Origin of the sequence: Pseudomonas fuscovaginae SE-1 (assembly GCF_000364705.1) — a bacterium.
Taxonomy (GTDB): Bacteria; Pseudomonadota; Gammaproteobacteria; order Pseudomonadales; family Pseudomonadaceae; genus Aquipseudomonas; species Aquipseudomonas fuscovaginae_A.
This window is the reverse complement of record NZ_AQOH01000124.1, coordinates 1-324: the sequence shown is the minus strand read 5'-3', so window position 1 is coordinate 324 and position 324 is coordinate 1. Positions and strand designations below refer to the sequence as shown.

Here is a 324-nt window from a genome sequence, read left to right as displayed (position 1 = left end):
TCGAGTCTTCTCCTGGGCACCAATTTCAAACTTCAGAAATTCTGAAGTTCTGCAAAAACCCGCGAAAGCGGGTTTTTGCGTTTCTGGCCCGACAGAATTTCCCAAACCATCCCTTCCGGACTGCCCCGAGGGTGGATTGATGTCCCCTGAAGGACAGCCCTCCTCTGTGGGAAAGCCCTCCCCCACCCCTGCCGGCAAAAAATGATTTATTAAAAGCAAAACAGGGGTTTACAGATCAAAACAGTGCCCGTATAGTGCGCCACATCGACAGCGGCAACGCTGAAGATGCTGCCCAGGTGGTGAAATTGGTAGACACGCCAGCTT

The 324-nt window shown here is 52.2% G+C and carries 1 protein-coding gene; it reads left to right on the top strand.

From position 1 onward, the window contains the following. Positions 1-205, top strand: a 205-nt coding sequence (locus K675_RS33630) for a hypothetical protein (protein WP_232434426.1), incomplete at its 5' end; no start/stop codon positions are given. Between the last annotated feature and the right edge of the window lie 119 nt (positions 206-324).